This window comes from Pseudoflavonifractor sp. 524-17 (genome assembly GCF_009935845.1).
GTDB lineage: Bacteria > Bacillota > Clostridia > Oscillospirales > Oscillospiraceae > Pseudoflavonifractor_A.
Genome location: NZ_QWEK01000089.1, coordinates 1 through 5,821, shown reverse-complemented (window position 1 = coordinate 5,821; position 5,821 = coordinate 1). Strand labels below are relative to the sequence as shown.

6 protein-coding genes are annotated in these 5,821 nt (G+C 62.4%); all 6 read right to left on the bottom strand.

Annotated elements, in window-relative coordinates; genetic code table 11:
• Positions 1 to 1,091, bottom strand: a 1,091-nt coding sequence (gene aepY, locus D1159_RS18295; protein WP_161847036.1) for a phosphonopyruvate decarboxylase, incomplete at its 3' end; no start/stop codon positions are given.
• A gap of 12 nt (positions 1,092 to 1,103) precedes the next feature.
• The gene (gene aepX, locus D1159_RS18290; protein WP_161847035.1) at positions 1,104 to 2,399 is read right to left on the bottom strand and encodes a phosphoenolpyruvate mutase; all 1,296 of its coding nucleotides are present in this window, start codon (positions 2,397 to 2,399) and stop codon (positions 1,104 to 1,106) included.
• Between the two features lie 12 nt (positions 2,400 to 2,411).
• A complete protein-coding gene (locus tag D1159_RS18285) occupies positions 2,412 to 3,542 on the bottom strand; it encodes a 2-aminoethylphosphonate aminotransferase (RefSeq protein ID WP_161847034.1) in 1,131 nt (376 codons plus the stop codon).
• Between the two features lie 16 nt (positions 3,543 to 3,558).
• Positions 3,559 to 4,425, bottom strand: coding sequence for a phosphocholine cytidylyltransferase family protein (locus D1159_RS18280; RefSeq protein WP_161847033.1), 867 nt, complete (start codon positions 4,423 to 4,425; stop codon positions 3,559 to 3,561).
• Between the two features lie 44 nt (positions 4,426 to 4,469).
• Entirely contained in the window at positions 4,470 to 5,108 is a 639-nt protein-coding gene (locus D1159_RS18275) for a class I SAM-dependent methyltransferase (RefSeq protein WP_161847032.1), read from the bottom strand.
• Between the two features lie 110 nt (positions 5,109 to 5,218).
• Complete coding sequence (locus D1159_RS18270) at positions 5,219 to 5,722, bottom strand: adenylyl-sulfate kinase (RefSeq protein WP_161847031.1); 504 nt, start codon at positions 5,720 to 5,722, stop codon at positions 5,219 to 5,221.
• Between the last annotated feature and the right edge of the window lie 99 nt (positions 5,723 to 5,821).

Below are 5,821 nucleotides of genomic sequence, written 5' to 3'. Positions count from 1 at the left end.
GCTTTATTCTCCCTGGGCGCGGAATTTGGGCGGCGGAGGTTGGCTCTTGCGCCGAGGGCGCATTTTACCTCGATAAAGGCCAGCAGATCCCCGGCTTTTGCAGTCTTGAGGGCGTGCTCCAGCCCCTCCGGGCAGTCCGCGGACATGGCGGCGGGGTAGCCGCAGGCCCGGGCGACGGCGGGGAAATCGATCCGGCCGGCCACGGTGGGCATACCGCCCACCGACTCGTGGGCCTCGTTGTTCAGCACCACATGGATCAGGTTGTCGGGCCGGCTGGCGCCTATGACCGCCATAGCGCCCAGGTGCATCAGCGCCGCGCCGTCCCCGTCCAGGCACCACACCCGCCGCCCCGGCTTTTGCAGGGCGATGCCCAGGGCGATGGACGAGCTGTGGCCCATGGACCCTACGGTGAGGAAATCGCGGCTGTGGTCCTGGCCCTGCCCCTCCCGCAGCTCATACAGCTCCCGGCTGGCCTTGCCGGTGGTGGCTACCACAGCGTCGTCCCCGGAAGCCGCCAGAATGTGCCGGATGGCCTCCTCCCGGGACATGGGGTGGGGATTGCCGTAAGCGGTGTTCCCCCCATACTCCAGCGCCCCCCGGCGCACCACAAGGGCGGCCTGCCGCCCCCGGGCGAACAGGGCGCGGTATTGCGCCAGCGTGTCCGCCAGCTCCTCCGGCGCGGTGGTTTTGTCCACGACGAAGGCGGGAATATCCAGGGTGTTCAGCAGGTCCAGTGTGATCTCCCCCTGAAAGAGATGCTGGGGCTCGTCATGCACACCCGGCTCCCCGCGCCAGCCCACTACAAACAGGCAGGGAATGCCGTACACCTTTTCATTCAGCAGAGAGGCCGCGGGGTTGACCACATTCCCCAGCCCGCTGTTCTGCAGATAGACCACCGGCACCTTTCCCGTGGCCAGGTGGTACCCCGCCGCCAGCGCCGCCGCGTTCCCCTCGTTGGCCGCGATCACATGGTGGGCGGGGTCCAGGCCGTACCGGTCCATCAGAAAGCTGCACAGCGCCTTCAGCTGGCTGTCCGGAACGCCGGCGTAAAAATCCGCCTCTAAAAGCCCAGCAAAACGTTCAATCTCCATGGTCTCCTCCTGTCACAGCTCGTCTATCAGGGTGATGATCTCTTTGATGGGCATCAGCCGCTCATCCGCCTCCTTGGCCCGGTGGCAGCGCAGGATTTCCTCCGCCGTCCTCTGCATGGCGGGGAAGGCGCTGCGGGTGAGCTGGTTGGCGTAAATGACGATGTTCACCCCGTGGGCGGCCAGCTCCTCCTCCCTGATGGCGTGGAAGGAGGTGGGCACCACCACAAGGGGGGTGGACTTGTCCGCCGCGCGGAACCGGCCGCAGAATTCCAGAATCTCGCCGGGATCCTCTTTGCGGCTGTGGATCATAATGCCGTCGGCCCCCGCGTCCACAAAGGCGGCGGCGCGGGTCAGGGCGTCGTCCATGCCCCGCTCCAGAATCAGGCTCTCAATGCGGGCGATAATCATAAAATCATCGGTGAGCTGGGCCCGCTTCCCGGTGCGGATCTTTTCGCTGAAGGCGGCGATGTCCTCCTGCGTCTGGGGGACCTGCGTGCCGAAGAGGCTGTTTTTCTTCAGACCCTTTTTGTCCTCGATGATCACCGCGGACACCCCCATGCGCTCCAGAGTGCGCACATTGTACACAAAATGCTCCGGCAGGCCCCCGGTGTCCCCGTCCAGGATGATGGGCTTGGTGGTGACCTCCATGATGTCGTCGATGGTGCGCAGGCGGGAGGACATATCCACCAGCTCAATGTCCGGCTTCCCCTTGGCGGTGGAGTCGCACAGGCTGCTCACCCACATGGCGTCGAACTGGTCCAGCCTGCCGTTCTGGGCCACGATGGTCTTTTCCGCGATGAGGCCGGTGAGGCCGCTGTGGGCCTCCAGCGCCTTGACCACCGGGCACATCCCGATGAGCTGGCGCAGCCGCCTGCGGCGGTACTCCGGCATGGCCAGCTTTTCCCGGAGCTGCCGGTCGATCTTGCGCACCTGCTCGCTGTTGGTATAGGGAACCTCCACCAGCGTGCCGCCTGTGGCCGCCAGCTGTTGGATGACCTGAGCGCGGATTTCCGCCTCTGGGCCGGTTTTCCAGTTGTCCCCGTGGATCACATAGTCCGGGCGGATCAGAGACAGGGCGTCCTCATAGCACATATCGTCCTGGATGACCACACTGTCCACCCCCTCCAGGGAGCGGTACAGCCGGACCCGCTCCTCCTGGGAGATGGTGGGGAAGCGGTTATACCGGATCAGGGCCCGGTCGGACAGCGCGCCCACAATCACCTTGCCGTACGCCTGGGCCTGGCGGATGAGGTTCAGGTGCCCCTCGTGGATGACCTCGGTACAAAAGCAGGTATATACGGTTTTCATGGCGGTCCCTCCTCAATCCTTGTACCGCACAGGCACGCTCACGCCGCACTGGGCCAGCGCCGCCCGGAACACCTGGAAAAAGGCCTCAATATCCGGCGTGTCAATGGCCCCCAGGGCGCACAGGCGGAAGGTCCCCGCCGTGCCGGCCTTGCCTGGATAGATAGTAAAGCCCCGGGCATAGCAGTAGTCATGGACCGCTTCAAAGGACCAGCCGGGGTCGTCGGGGCAGCGCACCGCCGCCACCAGACCCGCCTGGTCCTCCCGGCGGATGAGCTCCTGGAAGCCCAGCGCCTCCAGCCCCCGGTGGATGGCCTCCATCACCCGGGTGTGGCGCTCCCACTTGGCCTCCTCCCCCTCCGCCCAGTACTCCTTCATGGCCTGGACGGCGGCGTATACCGTCTGTACCGGCGGGGTGAACTCCATTTCTCCCGTGCGCTCGAAGCAGTCATACTGCCGCCAGAGGTTGCAGTAATAGGAGCGGCGGGGGTAGTTTCGCGACGCCTCAATGAGATCCCGCCGGCCAATGACAAAGGACAGCCCGGTCATGCCCATCAGCCCCTTCTGGGCGGAGGCCATGCAGAAATCAATCTCCTCCGCCTCCAGGGAGATCGGGCGCATGGCGTAGGTACTGGTGGTGTCAGCCACAAAGACGGCCCCATACCGGTGGGCCAGGGCGCCAATGGCGCTGATTGGGTTCAGCAGGCCGGTTCCGGTCTCGTTGTGGGTGGCGTAGACCAGGGCAATCCCCCGGTTTTCCGCCAAGCTCCGCTCCACAGCCGCCAAATCGGGGGGCCTGTCCAGCGGAAATTTCAGCTCCACGTGGGGCAGGCCGTAATACCGGCAGATCTCCGCCGCCCGGGCGCTGTATGCCCCGTTGTTGATAATCAGCGCCTGTTTTCCCTCCGGCAGCAGGGAGTTGAGGCATACGTCCATGCACAGCGTCCCGGAGCCGCACAGCAGCACCGCGGTATACTTCTCCGCATCCCCGTGGACCACCCGCACCAGCTCCTGGCGCAGGCCCGCCATCAGGCCGGCAAACTCCTTCTCCCGGGGACAGATGTCCGGCACCACCTGGGCCAGCTTCACCGTATCCGTGGTGGTGGCCGGTCCCGGGTTGAGCAGGATATTTCGTTTGATTGTCATAAAATCCCTCTCTCAATCAGCCTATGTCATAGCTCTTGTCAAATGCCTTCAGCTCGCGGAAGGTATCGATCTCCGTCACATCCTCTTCCCGGCAGGCCCGGACCGACACCTGATAACGCTGCCGGCGGAACACCAGAGGCACCTGCTCCCAGTAGCACTCCCGCCCGCCGGGCTGCTCGTAGACCGACTTTAAATCCTGGGCCAGCTTTTTCCCGTCCGCCCCGGTCCAGTATGAGATGCCAACCATTTGCCAGCAGTTCTCCCCGCCGATTTTTTCCTCGGTAATGATGCCGCCGCGCACCTCAAAGCACCAGTCGTCGGTGCGTGTCTTGGGGATGGCCAGGAAGTTGGAGCGGTACTGATAGGGCCGGATGAGCCCCGGCGCGGAGAGCACCAAATCGGCCTCCAGCACATAGGCATTACACAGCAGGTGCCGGGCGCACAGGGCGGAGGATATGTTGTTTGTCTCGTTGTACACCGGATTTTCCAGGAAGCGGATCATGGGATACTGGTAGAGAAGCTGGTCAAACTGCTCCGCCAGGTAGCCCCGGACGAGATAAATCTCCTCAATTCCCGCGGCCAGGCAGGCGTCCAGCAGCCCGTCAATGATCCGCTCTCCGCGCACCCGTACCAGGGGCTTTGGCGTGTTGAACGTAATGGGGGCAAGGCGGCTGCCAAAGCCCGCCGCCAGGAACACCGCACGCTTCACACGGTAGGGCTCCATGGCCGCCAAGCCCGCGGGCGTCACCGCACCCCCGCTGAGATAGCCCAGCCCCTCCAACGCCTGGACCGCCGCGGCATCCGGCCTGGACGGCGCCATCCCAGCGGGGGAAAGCAGCTCCGCCAGAACTTCAAACTGGGAGCCGGTAAGTATCTGCGCCATAGGTTTCCTTTCCGCGCTGAGCTCTGACGCGGCGCGCCCCCCGCTCAGCGCTTGTACAGATAGCAGTCAAAATAAAACTGGCTGTTCCAATAGTCTTTCATATGCATAGGGCAAATCTGGATTTCCATATTATTCCTGAGAGCGAACGCCTCAAAGAAATCCCGGCTGTAAAAGAGTCTCGGCAGACCTCTATACCGCTGCTCATAGTCTGGAATAATCTGTTTGCGGTACGCTGTATACGCCGCTTCCTTTTCCACATCCGCAAGCTCAAGGATTCCAACGGAATGCTCTGCTTTCCGGCACATTTTCTCAAGAACCGCTTCTGCGTAGTCTATATCTGTAAAGTAGCCGAAAACGCTGACTGATATCACTGCGTCATACTTCGTCCGGGTTGAAAGGTTACAAGCTTCTTCACAACGGATATCCGTTGTGCGCAAAACTTGTTTTGCGCATTGAAGCAGTCCTGGGGAGTAGTCCATCCCGCCGCAGGCGGTCCCGTCCTGCTCAAATAAAAATAGATTCGCCCCGCTGCCGCAGCCTACCTCGTAGACGCTCCGGATGCCTTCCCCATCCGGCAAATGCAGGGACAGCCTTTTCTTCAGCTCACTGTATTGTCCCAGAAAGGACTCATAGGAAATCCCATCCTTCACCACATCAAACCCGTTGCTGCGCTTCAGCTCCATAAAGATCCGCTGGATGTCTCCGCTGCCCAGAATCGTCTGGTCTGCGCAGCGGCCGGACCATAACTCCCTCCAGTTGTTCTCCGCCATTATTCAAAGTCCCTTTTCTCTTCTTACATCAGGCCGAATTTCCGCTCCAGCCGGGCCACAATGGCCTCCGGCGTCTCCTGGCCGTCGTTTTCCACCACGGCGTCGGGCGCTTTCGGCTCGTCGTAGGGCAGGTCCACACCTACAACCTCCTTCGCGCCGGAGGAGTAGAGCTTCTTCTGGTCCCGGCGGTAGAGGGTCTCTCTGGTGACTTTGATGTAAATCTCTCTGTAATTGTCAATGTTCCCCCGGTTCCACTCCCGGATCTCGTCGTACATGGAGATGGAGCACATCACCACGTCAATCCCCTGCTCCGCCAGGGCGCGGCAGAGCCGGAACTGGGCCTTCGCGTCCTTCAGACGGGCGGCGGTGGAGTAGCCCGTGCGCTCAAACACCCCGTCCATGGCGTCCCCGTCCATGCAGAAGACATTGGCCTTGCGGGCCTTGAGCCGGCGGTAGAACAGCCCCCCAAGGGTAGTCTTCCCCGCCCCTGCCAGGCCGGTAAAAAAGTAAACTGTGCCTTTATCCATACGCCCTCCTCAGTGGTACAGCGGCTGGTCCAGCAGGGCCGGGTCAAGCTCCAGTTTCGCCATCATCCGCAGCGGCTGGCCGTTTTTGTTGACGAAGTA